The sequence below is a fragment of the Bifidobacterium porcinum genome, assembly GCF_055378475.1.
Map to the genome: position 1 here is coordinate 1336247 of NZ_AP029603.1, position 17162 is coordinate 1353408.

A 17162-nucleotide genomic window follows, 5' to 3' on the forward strand; every position below is an offset into this window, starting at 1 on the left:
GGACGCGACTGAAGGAATGATCCATGTGACGTGCAGGGTGTCTCCCTGTCGTCCGGGTGATGCTTGTTCTTGCCACCCCTGACGGGGTGATCGTGTGGTGTTGCCGTTCGACTGTTAGTACCGGTCGGCTCCACCCCTCGCGGGGCTTCCACGTCCGGCCTATCAACCACGTGTTCTGCATGGAGTCTCCAGACCCCCAAGGGGGTCACGGAATCCTGATCTCGGAGCAGGCTTCCCGCTTAGATGCTTTCAGCGGTTATCCCTCCCGAACGTAGCCAACCGGCCGCGCCACTGGCGTGACGACCGGCATACCAGAGGTTCGTCCACCCAGGTCCTCTCGTACTATGGGCAGGCCTCCTCAGGATTCCAACGAGCGCAGAGGATAGAGACCAAACTGTCTCACGACGTTCTGAACCCAGCTCGCGTGCCGCTTTGATCGGCGAACAGCCGAACCCTTGGGACCTGCTCCAGCCCCAGGATGCGACGAGCCGACATCGAGGTGCCAAACCATCCCGTCGATATGGACTCTTGGGAATGATCAGCCTGTTATCCCCGGGGTACCTTTTATCCGTTGAGCGATGCCGCGCCCGTGCGCCGGCACCGGATCACTATCTCCGACTTTCGTCCCTGCTCGACCCGCCGGTCTCGCAGTCAAGCCCCCTTGTGCGATTGCACTCGACACCCGGTTGCCAACCGGGCTGAGGGGACCTTTGAGCGCCTCCGTTACTCTTTGGGAGGCAACCGCCCCAGTTGAACTACCCGCCAGGCACTGTCCCTGAAGAGGATGACTCTTCGAGGTTAGACGCCAGGTGTGGACAGAGCGGTATTTCACCTTCCGGCTCCCCGCGGGCTGGCGCCCGCGGCTCACAGCCTCCCGCCTATGCTACACAATCCAGACCTGACGACAATACCAAGGTATAGTAAAGGTCCCGGGGTCTTTTCGTCCTTCTGCGCTTAACGAGCATCTTTACTCGTACTGCAATTTCGCCGAGCTCCTGGTCGAGACAGCGGGGAAGTCGTTACGCCATTCGTGCAGGTCGGAACTTGCCCGACAAGGAATTTCGCTACCTTAGGATGGTTATAGTTACCACCGCCGTTTACCGGGGCTTGAATTCACCGCTTCACCCCAAAGGGCTGACGGATCCTCTTAACCTTCCGGCACCGGGCAGGCGTCAGTGCATATACAGCGGCTTGCGCCTTCGCATGCACCTGTGTTTTTGGTAAACAGTCGCTACCCCCTGGCCTGTGCCACCCCCCAAGGCTCAACGCGCGAGGCGCATCACCCCAAGGGGTCTCCCTTATACCGAAGGCACGGGAGTGGTTTGCCGAGTTCCTTGACCAGGATTCGCTCGATCGCCTTGGTATACTCTACCAGACCACCAGTGTCGGTTTCGGGTACGGGCGGCATGGGGCCCTGGCGCCGAAGCTTTTCTCGGCAGAAGGGATCACCGGATTCGCCCCCTAGGGGGCCCATCATCACGCCTCGGCCTTATGCCCCGCGGATTTGCCTGCGGGACGGCCTGCACGCTTGACCACGGAAAACCACCTCCGCGGCCGGCTACCTGACTGCGTCACTCCTGCGTCGGCCTACCACACGCGGGATCCCAACACCACCCGCGTCCACGCCCCGAAAGGCGCTTCCACGGGAAGCGGAGGTTAGCACACGCGCTTCGGCTTTGACGGTCCCCAGCCGGTACGGGAATATCAACCCGTTCATCCATTCGACTACGCCTGTCGGCCTCGCCTTAGGACCCGACTGACCCGGGGACGACGAACGTGGCCCCGGAACCCTTGGTCATCCAGCGGACGGGATCCTCACCCGTCTCTCGCTACTCATGTCTGCATTCTCACTCCCCCACGGTCCACGACACGCTCACGCGGCCGCTTCGCCCCATGGGGGACGCTCTCCTACCCAGCAGGAAACCTGCTGGCGCGTCTTCGGTGGTGTGCTTGAGCCCCGCTACATTGTCGGCGCGGGACCACTAGACCAGTGAGCTGTTACGCACTCTTTCAAGGATGGCTGCTTCTGAGCCAACCTCCTGGCTGTCTATGCGGCCCCACATCCTTTCCCACTTAGCACACGCTTCGGGACCTTAAACGACGCTCTGGGCTGTCTCCCTCTCGACGACGGAGCTTATCCCCCGCCGACTCACTGCCGCGCCACACCTCACGGGTATTCGGAGTTCGGCTGCTGTCGGTACCCGAACCGGGCCCTCAAGCATCCGGTAGCTCTACCCCCCGGAGGCGACACGCGACGCTGCACCTAAATGCATTTCGGAGAGAACCAGCTATCACGGAATTTGATTGGCCTTTCACCCCTAGCCCCAGGTCATCCCCCCGGTTTTCAACCCAGGTGGGTGCGGTCCTCCACGCGGTCTTACCCACGCTTCAACCTGCCCAGGGCTAGATCATCCCGCTTCGGGTCCAGGACACGCGACAAACGCCTTTTAAGACTCGCCTTCGCTACGCATACGCCACACGGCTTATGCACGCCACATGCCACTGACTCGCAGACTCATTTTTCGATAGGCACGCCGTCACCCCACAAAGAAGGCTCCGACGGATCGTAGGCGCACGGTTTCAGGAACTCTTTCACTCCCCTCCCGGGGTGCTTTTCACCTTTCCCTCACGGTACTGGTACACTATCGGTCAGACGGGAATACTTAGGCTCACCCCACGGTCGGGGCTGATTCACACGGGATTCCACGAGGCCCGTGCTACTTGGGCAAACTGTGATACCGAGACGACACGCATACGGCTACGGGGCCATCACCCTCTACGGCCAGGCATTCAATCCTGCTCGCCTCACACGTCGTTTTATCACTCGGCCCGGCCCCGTCGGAGACCGGACACACAGGCCCGCAACACCCCACGCGCAACCCCCGACGGGTATCACACGCGCAAGGTTTGGCCTGGTCCGCTTTCGCTCGCCACTACTCACGGAATATCCTTTCCTGCAGGTACTGAGATGTTTCACTTCCCTGCGTACCCCCCGCAAAAACTGCGGTGACAGCCCATGACGGCTGCCGGGTCACCCCATTCAGAAACCCTCGGATCAAAGCCAGCTCGGCGGCTCCCCGAGGCATATCGCTGCCCGCCACGTCTTTCATCGGTCCCGTCTGCCAAGGCATCCACCATACGCCCTTGCAGGCAACCCCACACACGGGGAACCCGCAAGACCAAACGAACACCGGACGACAGATCATCAACACTCTGCGATCACAAAACGATCAAACAAACAACCAGACCCCCAACAAAGGGGACCCGGTCGAAATACATCAGTACAAGCAGACCACGACCAGCCACCCCCACAGGGGCGGCCACGCGGTCCGCTCGCGTCCACTCTCCAGTTCTCAAACCACCACGCCACACCACACACCCCCACCCGGAACACCCGGGAAGGAACCCATGGCGGGCACCCGAACGCCAACCCCCACACAAGGAGGCCGTGGCGGCCAGGGAACCCAACAGCATGCCCATACCCGCCCCCCGAAAAGGAGGCGCAACGATCCTTCCACGCCAGCACGCCCGGCACCCACGGGGACGACCCCCGCGATACCATGCCAGGCAAACAATGAAATTCTCCGTAGAAAGGAGGTGATCCAGCCGCACCTTCCGGTACGGCTACCTTGTTACGACTTAGTCCCAATCACGAGCCTCACCTTAGACGGCTCCCCCCAGCAGAACTGGTCAGGCCACCGGCTTCGGGTGCTGCCCACTTTCATGACTTGACGGGCGGTGTGTACAAGGCCCGGGAACGCATTCACCGCGGCGTTGCTGATCCGCGATTACTAGCGACTCCGCCTTCACGGAGCCGGGTTGCAGGCTCCGATCCGAACTGAGACCGGTTTTCAGGGATCCGCTCCATGTCACCATGTCGCATCCCGCTGTACCGGCCATTGTAGCATGCGTGAAGCCCTGGACGTAAGGGGCATGATGATCTGACGTCATCCCCACCTTCCTCCGGGTTAACCCCGGCGGTCCCCCGTGAGTTCCCGCCATGACGCGCTGGCAACACGGGGCGAGGGTTGCGCTCGTTGCGGGACTTGACCCAACATCTCACGACACGAGCTGACGACGACCATGCACCACCTGTGAACCCGCCCCGAAGGGAAACGACATCTCTGCCGTCGTCGGGAACATGTCAAGCCCAGGTAAGGTTCTTCGCGTTGCATCGAATTAATCCGCATGCTCCGCCGCTTGTGCGGGCCCCCGTCAATTTCTTTGAGTTTTAGCCTTGCGGCCGTACTCCCCAGGCGGGATGCTTAACGCGTTGGCTCCGACACGGGACCCGTGGAAGGGCCCCACATCCAGCATCCACCGTTTACGGCGTGGACTACCAGGGTATCTAATCCTGTTCGCTCCCCACGCTTTCGCTCCTCAGCGTCAGTAACGGCCCAGAGACCTGCCTTCGCCATTGGTGTTCTTCCCGATATCTACACATTCCACCGTTACACCGGGAATTCCAGTCTCCCCTACCGCACTCCAGCCCGCCCGTACCCGGCGCAGATCCACCGTTAGGCGATGGACTTTCACACCGGACGCGACGAACCGCCTACGAGCCCTTTACGCCCAATAAATCCGGATAACGCTCGCACCCTACGTATTACCGCGGCTGCTGGCACGTAGTTAGCCGGTGCTTATTCGAAAGGTACACTCACCCCGAAGGGCTTGCTCCCAAACAAAAGCGGTTTACAACCCGAAGGCCTCCATCCCGCACGCGGCGTCGCTGCATCAGGCTTGCGCCCATTGTGCAATATTCCCCACTGCTGCCTCCCGTAGGAGTCTGGGCCGTATCTCAGTCCCAATGTGGCCGGTCGCCCTCTCAGGCCGGCTACCCGTCGAAGCCTTGGTGGGCCCTCACCCCGCCAACAAGCTGATAGGACGCGACCCCATCCCACGCCGCCAGAGCTTTCCCGGACCCCCATGCAGGAGCCCGGCACATCCGGCATTACCACCCGTTTCCAGGAGCTATTCCGGAGCATGGGGCAGGTTGGTCACGCATTACTCACCCGTTCGCCACTCTCACCCGCAAGCAAGCTTGCAGGATCCCGTTCGACTTGCATGTGTTAAGCACGCCGCCAGCGTTCATCCTGAGCCAGAATCGAACCCTCCACAAAAAAACAATGCGGAAAGCCAATAACAGACTCTCACAAAATAATTGACGGTCGCCTAATAAGGAAAGGCGACTCGCACGAAAACCCCGACCCCCATCAACCGCCCTCGCGGACTCCCACGCAGGACAATCAAACACCCCGCACGGAAGCGGGGACCGGACTGGCAATCATTGACTATAAAGAAGTAGTACAGACACGCTCTTGAGTTCTCAAACCACCACCACACACCCGACAAAACCAACCCCCCGAAGGAAGCCGGCCGGCGAGCGGCAGCAAGAGAACAACATACACCACCAACACCACCCACGCAAACCAACCACCCAACCACCACCCCACAAACCCTACAAAACACAAGCAAACACCGGCGTGTCGAAAACACCACACACCACACACAAAACAACACGACACACCCCAAACAAAAAACCAAAAACACCAAAAACACCCCACAACTTGGCGAATCACACACGACCAGCCACCAAGCATCGCAGCCAACAGCACGCGCAAGCCACCACGCTCTCAGGCGCGAAACACGTCACCGCCCTTCAATCTCGGGCAACACACCACCGCAGCCCCGATTGTGCAATCTCCGCAACGCAATCATCCCGACTTGATCCCCCACCGCGAGAAACACGATGCGCACCCCAACGCATGGAAATATCGCAAGCACGGCAATACGCCATCATCTCCGAACACACAGGCCAAGAGAGCTGAGTCTTCCGCACGGCGTCGGCCCCGGCCAAATCCCCGCGAACACCGGGCGCGCTGAGACTTCCGTCACACCGCGCCCGGGAATCTTCTCCAGTACTGCCCCTGCAATTCACCCGACGCCAAGGCTTCGCCGCAATGCCAATCAGCGACGCCGGCACCCCGTCACAACCGACGTCGCCGCTACACCACTGCTACCGCCGCAGCACATCAATACAGTTCGGTGAAGATCTTCAGCACCCGGTCGTAATCCAGCGGTACGAAATTGTTGCGCATCAACCGTTCTTGCGTGGTCATCACACGCTCGGCGAACTGGGGCAGATCCTCACGGGTCACGCCATACTCGTGCAACGCTTTCTTGGGTAGCAGCTTGTTGATCAGCTCCTCGAGCCGATCGTAAACCACGCTGGTATCGCAGCCGAGGATGTTCGCGAGGAAAGCGTTAAGCGTGGCGATCTCACCATCCGACTTGATTTCCATATAGTTGCGCAATACGCCCGTGAACATGGCGTAGTTCGATTCGCCGTGCGGCACATGGTATTTGCCTCCCAGCTGATAGCTCAACGCGTGTACCGCGGCGCATCCGGCGGTGTCGAAGGCGATGCCGGCGAAATCGGAGGCAATGAGGAAGTCATCCATCAACTCGTTGCGCTTCGCACGACGTTCGGCCGACCCCGCCTCGCCGGCCTCGGTCACTTTCTGATATCCGCCGACAATCATTTCAATCGCCTTGTAGCTGAACATTTTCGTGTATGGGGTGGCGTTCGGCGACAGAGCAGACTCGACAGAGTGCACAAGCGCATCCATCGAGCTTGTAGCAAAGACATGATCGGGCAGACCGGTGAGCAGTTCCGGAATCAGCACGGCATCATCGGCGAACATCTCCGGCCCCGCGATACCCGCCTTGCAGCCCAGACGCGTGCGGTTCACCGCGGCGATTTCCGTGACTTCGCTGCCCGTACCGCAGGTGGTCGGCACAAGCACCAGACGCACTTTGCGGTGGTGGTCTGCCAGATGGTCGATGACGTCATCGATGCCATCACCGCCGGCGACGGCGACAATCTTCGACATGTCCATGACGGCACCGCCGCCGACTGCGATAATGCGGGAATACTTGAACTTGGAAGCGTCGGCAATAAGCGCATCGATCATCTCATCGGTCGGTTCCTGGCTACCGTACTTGTCTACGGTGATCACATGGGCACTGTTGGTGACGCCGGCGAAGAACGTATCATGCATCACGTCCATGGTGACCAGCAGGTCGTCAGACCCAAGATTGAATTCCTCCGCAAATTCCACGACCGTGGGGAACTTGTGGATCACGGGACCAACGGTGAGCTGCTTCATACAAAAACCTTCTTTCAACGGCCCGCGTACTCTTTGCGGTATGCGGGAGCGATACGCGCATTATCGGACCGGACATTTCACCTGATATGTCCGGCGTGTTTCCTACATGTGACAGTGGTTCGGATTCGTTCAGATTCATGGAGAACGTTCCGTTGCCGCCGTGATCATGATGTGGACATGCCACTTCGCGACGCCCGCTTCCAAGGACCGCGGCATGCGGTATGGTTGGTTCACGCGCATGCGGGGCGAACCGATGGACCCGCAATCGATACGGAGGATGTCATGGCACTGACCAAGAAACAAACCAAGCAGCTGAGGGCGATGGCTAACCAGCTCAACCCGCTGCTGTGGATCGGCAAGAACGATGTGACCGATGCCGCAATCAAGCAGGCTGATGAGACAATCGACAAGCATGAGCTCATCAAATGCGCGGTCCAGGACGGCTCAGGTCTGACCGCACGTGAGGCTGCAGACCAGCTTGCCCAACGGCTTGGGGCCGATGTCGTGCAGGTGATTGGCAACCGGTTCGTGCTGTACCGCGAATCTCGCCGGGACGATGTGAAGAAGATCGTGCTAGTGCGCGAGTAGGCGTTTCTGAGCTGTATCAATCAATCGAATAATTTATTCAATCCGTTAATCTGTCTGCGGTGAAGCGTGCTGCTTTTTCGACGCCGCCCCGGACTCGGTCTGCGGTGTCCGACCGGATTCTGACGATCCCGGCCGGACACAGGTTCCAGCGGTTCCGGCGGCCTCTGCTGTTCCGGTAGCCCCGATTCCATGGAGAATCGGCTTGATTCGCGCCAGATTCTCCTTCACCTGACGCTCATACCCACGGTCGTTGGGGCGGTAATATTCACGACCGACCAGTTCGTCGGGCATATACTGCTGCGGAGCGACGGCTCCCGGATAATCGTGAGCGTACTTGTAGCCCTCGTGGTTGCTCCAGCTTTTCATGAGTTTCGTCGGGGCATTGCGCAAATACAGCGGAACCTGGCCGATACGCCCAGCATCGATGTCGGCGAGTGCCTCGTTGATTGCATTGTAGCTGGCGTTGGATTTCGGCGCGGTGGCCACGGCGATAGTCGCTTCGGCGAGGATGATGCGAGCCTCCGGCATGCCGATCATGGCGACCGCCTGCGCGGCGGCGACCGTGACCTGGAGGATCTGCGGCGCGGCCATACCGACTTCTTCAGCAGCCGCGATCATGATACGCCGGGCGATGAATCTCGGATCCTCACCCGCCCTGAGCATCTGGGCGAGATAGTGGATGGCCGCATCCGGGTCAGAGCCTCGCATGGATTTGATGAACGCGGAGATGACATCGTAATGGTCGTCGCCGTGCTTGTCGTAACGCACGGTCGCCACGTCCATGACACTGCTGACAATGTCCGGAGTGATGACCGCAAGCTTGTCTGAATCCTTCGCGTGCTTGCCGCCGGTAACCGCACCTGCGGCCGCCTCGAGGATGGTCAGAGTTTTGCGCCCATCTCCCCCGCCCATGCGGATGATCTCGTCACGGGCGTCATCGTCGATGGCAACGGTGCCTTCCAACCCGCGTGGGCTGGCGATGGCGCGGTCGATCAGCGTGCCGAGGTCAGCGTCATCAAGCGATTCGAGTTTGACGACGACCGAACGGCTGAGCAACGGCTTGATCACCGAAAAACTTGGGTTCTCCGTAGTGGCGCCGATGAAGGTGACGTCGCGGTTCTCGACGCTGGGCAACAGGGCGTCCTGCTGGGATTTTGAGAAACGGTGGACCTCGTCGATGAACAGGACGGTCTCCTTATGCGAGGTGACAAGCCGTTCGTGGGCGCGTTCGAGGACCGCACGCACGTCTTTGACCCCTGAAGTCACCGCAGAGAGCTCTTCGAAGGCGCGCCCGGATTGTTTGGCAACGATGTAGGCGAGCGTGGTTTTGCCCACTCCCGGAGGGCCAAACAAGATGATTGAGCTCGGGGCTGTCAATGAGCCCTGCGACAGCGGGTCGGCAAGCCGATGCAGCGGCGAGCCTTCCCCCAGCACATGCTGTTGGCCCACCACCTCATCGAGGGTTTCGGGCCGCATACGCACGGCGAGCGGACGCAGCACGTCATCAGGTGCGGCGGCCGCGGCGAACAGATCATCGGTCATGCTTCCACCCTACTCCAATTCGAACAATCGTTCGACTCTGGCGATGCGCGATCGCCCCACGGCCCGATCAGTCCTCGATCTGGCCGTTGGAGCCGATCGGGCCGACATGATAGTCGACGAACACCGTCTCACCGGTCTCCTGCGTGGCATCGAGATCGACCGTGCCACCGATCGCCCAGTCATGGTCGCCATCGGAATCATCGATGATCTGTCGGACACGCCACGTATGCTCCTTGCGTTCGTTCGCGCCATCGATGATGAAGAATTCCGGCGAGCGGGCGGCAGCGTCGATGCCGACATAGTCGTGCTCGTCATAGTAGTCTTCGAGCGCATCCTCCCATTCGTGAACGCCGTAACCCCAGTCATGGTCGAGGTCGCCGAGCGTTTCGGGGCGGTCGAGGTCCATAAGCTGGATGCGGCGGAACATGGCGTTGCGGATGAGCACGGTGAGTCCACGACGGTCGGAAACCACGGCGTCGCGATCACCCGGAGCGGTGGTGTCAAGCGCGGATTCATCGTTCTGGCCGGCATGCTCCCACTCGTCCACGAGACTGGAATCAACGGAGCGGACGACAAGGCGAAGCCAGGAGATGACGTCACGCAGCTGGTCGTCGAGCATGTCCTGCGGAACCGTGCGTGCGAGCGAACGGTAGGCGTCCGACAGGTAACGCAACAGGGTGCCCTCGCAGCGGGCGATATTGTACCGGGCGATGTACCCGTTGAAATCAGAGGCGGTTTCAACCATGTCACGCAGCACCGATTTTGGGCTGAGCATGTAGTCGCCCGCCCACGGCACCGACTGGCGGTACGTGTCGAAAGCCTGATTCAGCAGATCTTCAAGCGGCTTGGGATAGGTGATTTCCTGGAGGCGTTCCATGCGTTCGTCATAGTCGATGTCGTCGGCTTTCATCTCCTGCATCGCCTTGTCGCGGGCTTGCCGCTGCTGGGCTTTGAGCACTGGCATCGGGTCGTCGAGCGTCGCCTCGACCATCGAGATGACGTCAAGCGCGTACGTGGGCGAATCCGGGTCGAGCAGGTCGAGCGCGGCGACAAGGAACGGGGACAACGGCTGGTCGAGCGCGAAATCATCAGGCATGTCGACGTCAAGCACGTAATCCGTGGTGTCGTCGTCACGCGGAACGGCCTCGATGAAATGCTCGTCAAGCATAGTGCGGAAGATGTCGTCCGCCAACTGGTGCAGATGCGCTTTCTGCTCGTCGGTCTGCGCGGAGTCGTCGATGAGCTTGTCGACGCGGGCACGGGCGTCACCGCCTTGGGCGACCTCGTTGAGCACCATCGAATGCGTGATTTTCAAATGCGGGACCAGAGTCTCGGGGGCCGCTTCGATAAGCTTGTCGAAGGTGTGCTCGTTCCATGTGACGAAGCCCTCCGGCGGCTTCTTGCGCTTGACTTTCTTGAGTTTCTTCGGATCATTACCGGCTTTGGCCAGCTGATGCGCGTTCTCGATCTCATACTCCGGAGCCTCGGCGACCACCAGCCCTTCGGTATCGAAGCCCATACGGCCGGCACGACCGGCAATCTGGTGGAATTCGCGGGCGCGCAGACGACGGGTCTTAACACCGTCGAATTTCGTCAACGCGGTGAGCACCACGGAATGAATCGGCACGTTGATGCCGACGCCCAAAGTGTCAGTACCGCAAATCACCGGAAGCAGGCCCTGCTGGGCGAGCTGTTCGACCAATCGGCGGTATCGCGGGAGCATGCCGGCATGATGCACGCCGACACCGGTGCGCAGCAGGCGTTGCAAAATCTTGCCGAACGCCGTAGTGAACTTCGTGCCCTTCATCGCCTCGGCGATGGCCTGACGCTGCTCCTTGGTGGAGACATTGCTGTTGGCGAGCGCCTGCGCGGTGGTCAATGCGGCATCCTGCGAGAAATGAACGATGTAAATCGGGGTGTCGCCCTTGCCGACCAGCAGCTCGATGGTCGCCGGCAGCGGCTTATCGGTATATTCGTAGGTCAGCGGGACCGGGCGCGGGGCGTCGGCGATGATGTCGACATCCGTGTCGGTGGCGTCTTCAAGCCGGTCGGCGATCGCATCGACATTGCCGAGCGTCGCGCTCATGAGCAGGAACTGCGTGTTCGGCAGCGTGATCAGTGGGACCTGCCACGCCCAGCCGCGCTCAGAGTCGCCGTAATAGTGAAATTCGTCCATCGCCACGCAACCGATGTCCGCCTGATCGCCTTCCCTGAGCGCCTGGTTCGCGAGGATTTCCGCCGTGCAGCAGATGATTGGCGCGTCGGCGTTGATATGCGTGTCACCGGTGATCATGCCGACGTTGTCCCTGCCGAACACCTCGACCAGGTCGAAGAACTTCTCGGAGACGAGCGCCTTGATCGGCGCGGTGTAGTAGGAGCGGCGGCCGGTGCACAACGCGGCGAAATGCATGCCGAGCGCGACCAGCGATTTGCCGGAGCCGGTCGGGGTGTTGAGGATCACGTGGTCGCCCGAAAGCAGGTCCATGATAGCCTCTTCCTGGTGGGGCCAAGGGGTGATGCCCTTGGTGTCCTCCACCCAGCCGAAGAAGCGATCGAAAATCGCGTCGGCGTCAAGGTTGCGCCGCTCGCCGTCATGCGGGGCCAACACCCCGAGCGACCCGTATCCATTCGTCCCGTCGGCCTGTAGCCGTTGCTCGTCCTGCGTCATACCCCTGAGTCTAACGCGTGGCGTGCCTTGCGGGCGATGGGGAGAGCGGGATGCCGACAGTTTCCACGAACAAGAAGAAGATCACCGACCACCGTGCGACTATCAGATTGCCCGATGACGGAGCACCTTCGGATTTCAATATCGGAAGAGAGGCACTCCAATGGGATGTGACTTCTCAAGGACACAACGGCGAGATACGGAGAGTCTCGCAGAACAGATGACAAGTACTGGGAAGCGGTGCTACTGAGTTGTCGCACAACGGGGAAATACCACGGGAATAGACGAGAGAGGCAGTGATATCAGGCCGCGGTGTGACAGGAAAGTCGCACGACAGGCAGATTGAAACGGATACTACGACCAAGGACACCGTATCGGTCCACTATGTGACCGGGAAATCGCACGACGGCGAGATAGCACGGGAATCGACAGGATAGGCGGCGGTACCGGGCAACAGTGCGACCGGAAAGTCGCACGGCGGCGGAGTTTCCCACGCGCCGAGCCACTCCCCGGCCGTTACTCCTCGTCGAGCCGGCGGCGCATCGCATCGGCGTCACAGTTCAGCGGCGGCCAGCTCAGGCCCATATCCCGCAGCGACGTGCGCAGCAGCTCGCTGACAACCGCCCTCGAATACCAGCGGTTGTCCGCAGGGACCAGATACCACGGCGCCTCCGGGGTGCTGGTCTTCTCGAACACTTCCTGCCATGCGGCCATATATTCGTCCCACCGGGCACGCGCGTCCAAATCGCTGACATCGAACTTCCAATGCTTGGTCGGATCGCTCAACCGCGTGAGGAAATGCTCCTTCTGCTTGTCCTTGGTAATCACCAGGAAGATCTTGATGATCGTGCAGCCGCTGTCCACAAGTTCATGTTCGAACGCGTTGACCTGGTCGTACCGCGCCCGCCACACATCCTCCGGGAACGTGCCGTAGATATGCGGCATGACGATGTCTTCGTAATGGGAGCGGTCGAACAGCGAGATCCAGCCGGGTTTCGGCAATTCCCGACGCACCCGCCACAGATAATCATGGGCCTGCTCCTCCTTGGTGGGAGCGCCGAAGCCGTGGTAATGGATGCCCATCGGGTCGGTTTGGCTGAACACATGGCGGACGATGCCACCCTTGCCGGAGGCATCCATGCCTTGCAGCACGATGAGCATGCGTCTCGGGGACCCTTTCGTCCCGTTCGCGTACAGCAGTTGCTGGTATCTCGCGATTTCACCGGAGCTGATGGCGATAAAACGTTCGCCTTGTGCCTTGTTGCCTGGGAAGCCGGGAGTGGAACCGCCATCGACGTCCGTCAGCCGGTCCCCCAGGTGGAATCGCAGGAGCTCCGCCGGCGGCTCGTCCCACACTGAGCTGAGCAGCTTGGATGACGCGTCGGCACGTTCCAGACGATACTCGATATCGTCATCATGCCGTTTTTCAAGGATTTCAATGCCGTGCTCGGCTTTGCGCAACGCCTTGCCGATCTGCTTGGGTTCGGTTTTCTTTTTGTCTTTGTGGTCGTTCTTGTTGGCGTGCCCATCCGCGTGTGGTGTCGTGTCTGTCATCGTATGCCTCCTGATACGTGCGGAAGCATGCCTGCCGACGAGCTGCCGCGCTTATCCGCGAGGCTTGCCAAGCCCTTCGATGACACGCACACCCGGCAGGTATGCGAACAGTGCGCCGTTGACGACCAGTTTCGAGGGGCGTATGCCGCTTCCAATGAACAGTGTAGGCGTTTCCAGGATGCGCGCGTCGACCAACACGGGCCATTCTGTCGGCAAACCAATCGGCGACATACCTCCGGACTCCATACCAGTGGCGGCTGCGGCGTCGACCACAGGGGCGAATGAAACCTTGCTGACCTGCAGCGTGTGCTTGACCAGACCGTTAAGATCGGCTCGCGTGTCGCCGTTGACCAGTGCCGCAGCGAATTGCGGGGGCGCCTTGCGCGTCTTATGAGTGTGGACGATGACGACATTGCCCGCCTGTGCAAGGTCAAGCCCGTACCGTGGGCAGAAGATATCCGTGTCCGACTCCTCGTCGAGGTTTTCGCTGACACCCAGGATCTGGGCCGGATCGATGATGCCTTCCGAAGTGAACCGTGTCAGCGCATCCAACACAGGCTGGGCCAGCAGCTTGCTGCCATGCCAGTCGTGGAGTTCCAGATCACCGGTCGTTGTCGTGAAATCCACCATCGAATCCTCGCTTTCGTGTCCGCGCCCCGGTTGTGGGGCGATTGTGGTTGCGAGCTTAGCGACGGAATATGCGGGGAAACGCCCGCCGGGACTTGCATCGTATACGTGTTGGTTATGACCGGCGTTCGTGCCCGGGAAATCTGAGGTTTCAGTACATCGCGCCGCGAGCGCGACCTTGGGAACTGTATCTTTGCGGGGCGCACAAACGACACCGGCCCGGTTGATATGAGATTCCAGTCAACCGGGCTGGTTGGTGTGTCAGCACAGCCTGTGCCGGGGTCTTACCCCGCGTCAGTCCGTGCTTGGCGCGGGATGCTGCCCCTTGCCATCGGGGTTCTCACCGCCAGCGCGTTTTTTACGTGCCCCGGGGACACCGGGAAGCGGGACCTCAAGATGGTGGCGTTCGGGGGCATCCGGATGGTTCTCGTCGTAACCCTGCATGTACCGAGTCTTCTGCCATTCATGGATGGACGCGTTTGACCCGCGGTGATGCTCATGATAGGTTCGCGGCGCGCCTCCCCGCGGCAGTTCGCCCGATTCCTTCGCCACCGCGATCTGGTTGACATTGGACGGATCCATGATCGCAATCGGGGCGACCGCTTCCGGTTCGGCGGGGGCAGCGGTGTGGCGCTGCATACGTGAAGGCAGCCATTCAGCGAGTCGGGACAGCAGCCAGCACAACACGAAGTAGATGACCGCGGCGACCACGAGCGTCTGCAGGATGTTGAAGTACATCGAGCCGAGACGACGCGATTCCTGGAGCAGATCGGTGTACATGATGATCGAGCCAAGTGCGGTGTCCTTGAGGACGACGACCAGCTGAGTGACTGCCGCGGGAAGCATCGCATAGATGGCTTGCGGGATCTCGACTTGCATGAGGGACTGCGTGCGGGTCAGACCGAGGGCGAGCGCCGCCTCATGCTGCCCGTTCGGCAGGTTGCCCACGCCCGAGCGCACGAGTTCGGCGACCACGGAGCCGTTGTACAGTACCAGACCGAGAACAACCGACCAGTACGCCGGATCCTCCATGCCCATGAAGGCGAACAGACGCCAGAAGAAAATCATCATCATGAGCACCGGCACGGCGCGGCAGAATTCAACAATCACCGCGGAAATCCAGTGCAACGGGGCCGCCGGCAGCAGACGCCCGATGCCGAAGACGATGCCGAAAAGCACGGCGCCGATCACCGCGACGAACGCCGCCTTGACGGTCATCCACAGTCCCGGCAGATAGAAGTCGGTCCACGCTTCTGCGTCGAGCGCAGGTTTCCACAGCTCCCAGGAGAGCTGATTCTCGCCTTGCGGCGGGTTGTGCAAGCGCATCAGGATGAGCACGAGCACAAGGGCGAAGACGACGATCGCCACCGCGTTGGCGATACGGATGCGCTTACGTCCGCGCGGCCCAGGGGCGTCGAACAGGACCGAAGTGTTGGTGTCGTTGTTGCTTGTTGCGTTCGCCATACCGGTCACCTCCGTACCGCGAGCTTGTTGGACAGATACGTGGTCAACGCACCGAACGGAATGATGAGAATCACGTACCCGAAGGCGAAGGTCAGGAAGATCGGCACGATGAGATCGGCGTGATATTCAATCATCTCGCTCATCATGGTCGAGGTTTCCGTCGCCACCGATGCCGCCGCGGCGACGGTGGAGTTCTTGAGCAGCGCGATGAAGGTGTTGCCCAGCGGTGCGACCGAGCCGCGGATGGCCTGCGGCAGGATGACCTGCGTGGCCGCCTGCCAGAAGTTCAGGCCCAAGGCGCGCGCGGCTTCAGCCTGGCCGACTGGCACGGTGTTGATGCCCGAACGCAGCGACTCGCATACGAACGCCGCCGTATACAAGGACAGGCCGGTGATGGCCAGCCAGAAGAAGTTCGTGGCAAAAGTATTCGAGAAGCTAAGCTTGAGCTGCGCGTACACGCCGAGCACCATGAACACCATGATGATGGTCAACGGCATGTTCTTGAACAACTCCACATATCCTCTGGCAATTCGGCGCAACGATGAAATCGGCGAAATCCGCATAAGCAGCAGAATCACGCCGAGAATCGTGGAAAACAGCGCCGACCACAGGGTCAGCTCGATGTTCACCAGAAATGCGCCTGGGATGTCATATTGGCTGAACAGCTGTGCGAATGCGTTCATTGCTTCTCCCCTTCCGTAGGTGTCGGCGGGTTGTATTTGGCGTTCGGCGTGTAGGCGACGCCCTTGGTGTTGTCGTCGATAGCGCGTTTCCAGGAGCCGTCCTGGATCATCTCGGTGATGGCGTTGTTGATCTGCGACGCGAGTTTCGTATCGCCCTTCTTAATGCCAACGCCATACCGCTCGACCGTGAAAGGCTTGCCCACAACCCGCAACCTGCCGCGGGACGCCGAAGCGAGGCCCGCGAGAATGATGTCATCCGTGGTGACCGCGTCGACGATGCCTGACAGCAGCGCGGTCGCGCATTCGGCGTACCCGGGCTGCTCCATAAGCTGCACCTTGCTGGCGAACCGCTCTTTGACCGTGACAGCGGAAGTCGAACCGGTCACCGAGCACAGGCGCTTGCCGTTGAGGTCCTGCGGGCCGTTGATGCCGGTTTCGCCTTTACGCACCAGCAGGTCCTGCCCGGCGACGAAATACGGGCCGGCGAAGGAGACCACGCGCTTGCGGTCATCGGTGATGGAATAGGTGGCAAGGATCATATCGACATCGCCGTTCTGCAGCATCGCCTCGCGCTGTTTGGACGGCGCTTCCTTCCATATGATCTGGTCCTCGGAATAGCCGAGGCTTTTGGCGATGTATTTGGCGACATCGACATCGAAACCGACATAGGTACCGGATTTCTTGAAGCCCAAACCAGGCTGGTCGAATTTGATGCCGATGCGGATCTTGCCCGCTTCGTCGTCAGCCCCGCAGGCGCTGACGGACAATACGCACGCAAGCGCGCACACCACCGCGCAAGCAGTGCGTATGAGACGCCCGGCAGTACTGCTCAATCTCTTGTTCATAACGCTCTTTTCTGATCAAACCCAG

At 60.5% G+C, this 17162-nt stretch carries 9 protein-coding genes and 2 rRNA genes; 1 reads left to right on the forward strand and 10 read right to left on the reverse strand.

Annotated elements, in window-relative coordinates:
- Positions 1-94 precede the first annotated feature (94 nt).
- The 3 genes from ACZ41G_RS05275 to ACZ41G_RS05285 all read right to left on the reverse strand — a co-directional run bounded on the left by ACZ41G_RS05275 (position 95) and on the right by ACZ41G_RS05285 (position 7169).
- A 23S ribosomal RNA gene (locus ACZ41G_RS05275) occupies positions 95-3158 on the reverse strand.
- A gap of 432 nt (positions 3159-3590) precedes the next feature.
- Positions 3591-5120: ribosomal RNA gene (locus ACZ41G_RS05280) — 16S ribosomal RNA — on the reverse strand.
- The 16S and 23S rRNA genes sit together here, the layout of an rRNA operon.
- A gap of 912 nt (positions 5121-6032) precedes the next feature.
- Positions 6033-7169: a 4-hydroxybutyrate dehydrogenase gene (locus ACZ41G_RS05285; protein WP_464144803.1), complete on the reverse strand. Its 1137-nt coding sequence runs from the start codon at positions 7167-7169 to the stop codon at positions 6033-6035.
- 282 nt (positions 7170-7451) lie between these two features.
- On the opposite strand from ACZ41G_RS05285, the gene ACZ41G_RS05290 reads away from it, so the two are divergent.
- The gene (locus tag ACZ41G_RS05290; RefSeq protein ID WP_015450635.1) at positions 7452-7757 is read left to right on the forward strand and encodes a YhbY family RNA-binding protein; all 306 of its coding nucleotides are present in this window, start codon (positions 7452-7454) and stop codon (positions 7755-7757) included.
- Positions 7758-7802: 45 nt separating this feature from the next.
- On the opposite strand, the gene ACZ41G_RS05295 is transcribed toward ACZ41G_RS05290, so the two are convergent.
- The 7 genes from ACZ41G_RS05295 to ACZ41G_RS05325 form a co-directional block, all read right to left on the reverse strand.
- Entirely contained in the window at positions 7803-9299 is a 1497-nt protein-coding gene (locus tag ACZ41G_RS05295) for a replication-associated recombination protein A (protein ID WP_464144805.1), read from the reverse strand.
- Positions 9300-9366: 67 nt separating this feature from the next.
- The gene (locus ACZ41G_RS05300) at positions 9367-11967 is read right to left on the reverse strand and encodes a DEAD/DEAH box helicase (RefSeq protein ID WP_464144806.1); all 2601 of its coding nucleotides are present in this window, start codon (positions 11965-11967) and stop codon (positions 9367-9369) included.
- Positions 11968-12480: 513 nt separating this feature from the next.
- Positions 12481-13518 carry a PPK2 family polyphosphate kinase gene (locus tag ACZ41G_RS05305; protein WP_464144808.1) on the reverse strand — a complete coding sequence of 346 codons (1038 nt, stop codon included), beginning with the start codon at positions 13516-13518 and terminating at the stop codon, positions 12481-12483.
- Between the two features lie 51 nt (positions 13519-13569).
- Entirely contained in the window at positions 13570-14148 is a 579-nt protein-coding gene (locus tag ACZ41G_RS05310) for a YbaK/EbsC family protein (protein WP_464144809.1), read from the reverse strand.
- Between the two features lie 291 nt (positions 14149-14439).
- Positions 14440-15609: an amino acid ABC transporter permease gene (locus ACZ41G_RS05315; RefSeq protein WP_464144811.1), complete on the reverse strand. Its 1170-nt coding sequence runs from the start codon at positions 15607-15609 to the stop codon at positions 14440-14442.
- Positions 15610-15614: 5 nt separating this feature from the next.
- Positions 15615-16292 carry an amino acid ABC transporter permease gene (locus ACZ41G_RS05320; protein WP_033507203.1) on the reverse strand — a complete coding sequence of 226 codons (678 nt, stop codon included), beginning with the start codon at positions 16290-16292 and terminating at the stop codon, positions 15615-15617.
- The gene (locus tag ACZ41G_RS05325; RefSeq protein ID WP_033507205.1) at positions 16289-17137 is read right to left on the reverse strand and encodes a glutamate ABC transporter substrate-binding protein; all 849 of its coding nucleotides are present in this window, start codon (positions 17135-17137) and stop codon (positions 16289-16291) included. Before ACZ41G_RS05325 ends, ACZ41G_RS05320 begins: the two co-directional genes overlap by 4 nt.
- Between the last annotated feature and the right edge of the window lie 25 nt (positions 17138-17162).